Annotated in this window: 2 protein-coding genes and 1 pseudogene; 2 read left to right on the top strand and 1 reads right to left on the bottom strand. The window is 67.7% G+C overall.

Features of this window, described 5'->3' with window-relative positions:
* Positions 1-150: 150 nt before the first annotated feature.
* Positions 151-663: a transcription repressor NadR gene (locus JX325_RS15545; protein ID WP_204791964.1), complete on the bottom strand. Its 513-nt coding sequence runs from the start codon at positions 661-663 to the stop codon at positions 151-153.
* Positions 664-894: 231 nt separating this feature from the next.
* Between JX325_RS15545 and JX325_RS15540 the strand changes: the two genes are divergently transcribed.
* Positions 895-1,209: a hypothetical protein gene (locus tag JX325_RS15540; protein WP_204791963.1), complete on the top strand. Its 315-nt coding sequence runs from the start codon at positions 895-897 to the stop codon at positions 1,207-1,209.
* A gap of 1 nt (position 1,210) precedes the next feature.
* Positions 1,211-2,260: pseudogene (locus JX325_RS15535) on the top strand (V-type ATP synthase subunit I); the annotation flags it as partial.

The following is a 2,260-nucleotide window of genomic DNA, read 5'->3' as shown; positions in this document are numbered from 1 at the left end:
AGACAGCCCCCACATAGCGCCCCACCACCCAGCTGTCCACCATGTTGTAGAGCTGCTGGAGGAGGCTCCCCGCCAAAAGGGGCAGGGCGAAATAGAGGATATGCCCGGCGGGGCTGCCCGCAGTCATGTCCCGGAGGCCGTTATGCCGCTTCATTCTTCGCCCTCCCATAAAATTCCCATCGCCCCCAGGGCCTCCCGCACCCGGCAAAAGGCGTCCTCGTCCGGGCAGGAGAGGGTGTGGAGGTGGATGCCGCCGGTGNGGTCCGACAGGGGCCGGGCCCCTGCGCAGCGGGAGAGGAACTGGCCCACGTCGTACCGGCTGGCAAGCTGGAGGGGGCCGGTGAGCTGGCCGTAGACGGGATGCTCCACAATCACGTCCAGCACGGAGCAGCCCTGGTCCACCACGGCGCAGAGCTCCGCCTCCATGCCCGCGGCGTCGTGGCGGCAGGCCACCCGGCGGACCAGGTCCTGGCTGGGCTTCAGAATAACATAGCCCCTGGGGGTGGCGGAGATGTCCGCCCCGGAGGCCCGGAGCAGGGCCACGTCCCCCACCACCGCCTGGCGGCTGACGGAAAAGCGCTCCGCCAGGAACCCCGCGCTGACGGGGCGGCTGGACTGCCGCAAGTGCTCTAAAATGGCCTGACGCCGTTCCTCGGCCCGCATAGCGGTCCCTCCTTGTCCGTAACGTTCCAATTTAAAAGCAGTATACCACAATTTGGGGAAAAAGAAAAGGGCTGGGATTGGCCGCTCTTTCTTTGANGCCCTTTTCGCCGATCCGGCAAAAATTCCCTTGCAAAACCGGAAGACTTCGCCTATACTGTATAATCAGAATGACCATGCGCCCGGCGGGACGAAGGCCGGGGGCAATGGCACATGGAGAGAAGGTGAGAACGAATGTCCCTGGAAGCGATCGAAAAGGTAACGCAGGTGGAAAACGAGGTCCGGGAGCGCCGCGCCGCCGCCGAGGCGGAGGCGAAGCAGCTTGTCGCCGACGCGGAAAAGGAAGGTCAGGCGCTCTTGCAAAGGACCCGCGCCGCCGGGGCGGAGGCCGGCCGGGAGCTTCTGCGCCAGGCGGAGGAGCGGGCCGCTGCCGCGGCGGAAAAGACCGCCCGGGCCGCGGAGGCGGACGCCGCCAAGCTGCGCCAGGCCGCCGAAAAGCTCCTGGAGGCCGCGGCGGAGTTTATTGTCGGAAGGGTTGTGAGCAACTGAGATGGCCATTGTAAAAATGAAAAAGCTCCGTGTCATGGCCATGGCCGCCCAGCGGGACGCCCTCCTGCGGGAGCTTCTGCGCCTGGGCTGTGTGGAGATCAGCGAGCCCGCCGGGAAGCTCTCGGACCCCGCCTGGGCGGCGCTGCTGCGGCGGGACGCCTCCCGGCTGGCGGAGACCAAAAACGAGCAGGGCGAGGCCGGGGCCGCCCTGGCCGCCTTAAAGCGCTACGGAGGGACCAAGGACGGCCTCTTCATCCAGCGCCGGGCGGTGAGCGAGACGGAGTTCCTCAGCGACGAGACCCTGGAAAGCTCCCGGGCCGTCAGCGGGAAGATCAACGGGTACCTGCAAGAGATCTCCCGTTTGCAGGGGGAGGAAAACCGCCTCCTGAGCCGGAAGGCCGGGCTGGAGCCCTGGGTCCCCCTGGACATGCCCCTGGAGCTGGGAGGCACGGAGCACGCGGTATTCCGCCTGGGCGTCTTCCCCGGCGCGGCGGACACCGCCGCCATCCGCGCGGAACTGGCGGACGCGGCGGCGGAGCTCTATGAGATCAGCGCCGACAAGCAGCAGCGCTGCTGCCTCCTCGCCGCCCACCGGGCGGAGGAGGAGAAGGCCCTGGAGATTCTCCGGCCCCATGGGTTCAGCGTCACGGTCTTTCAGGGCGTGACGGGCACGGCGGCCCAGAACGTCCAGGCCCTGGACGGGGCTTTGGCGGAGAACCGGAAGCAGCGGCAGGAGGCCGAGGCCGCCATCGCCGCCCTGGCGCCGGAGCGGGACCGGCTCCGGCTCTACGCCGATCGGCTCAGCGCCGAGGCGGCGGAGGATTTGAACACCGAGCGCCTCCTTACCGACGGGACCATCGTCTTCTTTGAGGGCTGGGCCCCGGCGGAGAACCTGGCGGAGGTCCGGGCCCTTCTGGATGCCAAGGGCTGCGCCTGGGAGGCGGAGGACCCCGCGGAAGAGGACATCCCCGACGTGCCGGTGCGGCTGAAGAACAACTGGTTCACAAAGCCCCTGAACATGGTGACGGAGATGTACTCCCTCCCCGTGTAC

The organism is Oscillibacter sp. CU971 (assembly GCF_905219725.1).
GTDB lineage: Bacteria > Bacillota > Clostridia > Oscillospirales > Oscillospiraceae > Oscillibacter.
The sequence above is the reverse complement of the archived record's forward strand: the minus strand, read 5'-3'. Positions and strand labels throughout refer to the sequence as shown.

Excerpts from the sequence above, each read along its gene's own strand:
- JX325_RS15540 (WP_204791963.1), top strand. The coding sequence starts at position 895 with ATGTCCCTGGAAGCGATCGAAAAGGTAACGCAGGTGGAAAACGAGGTC.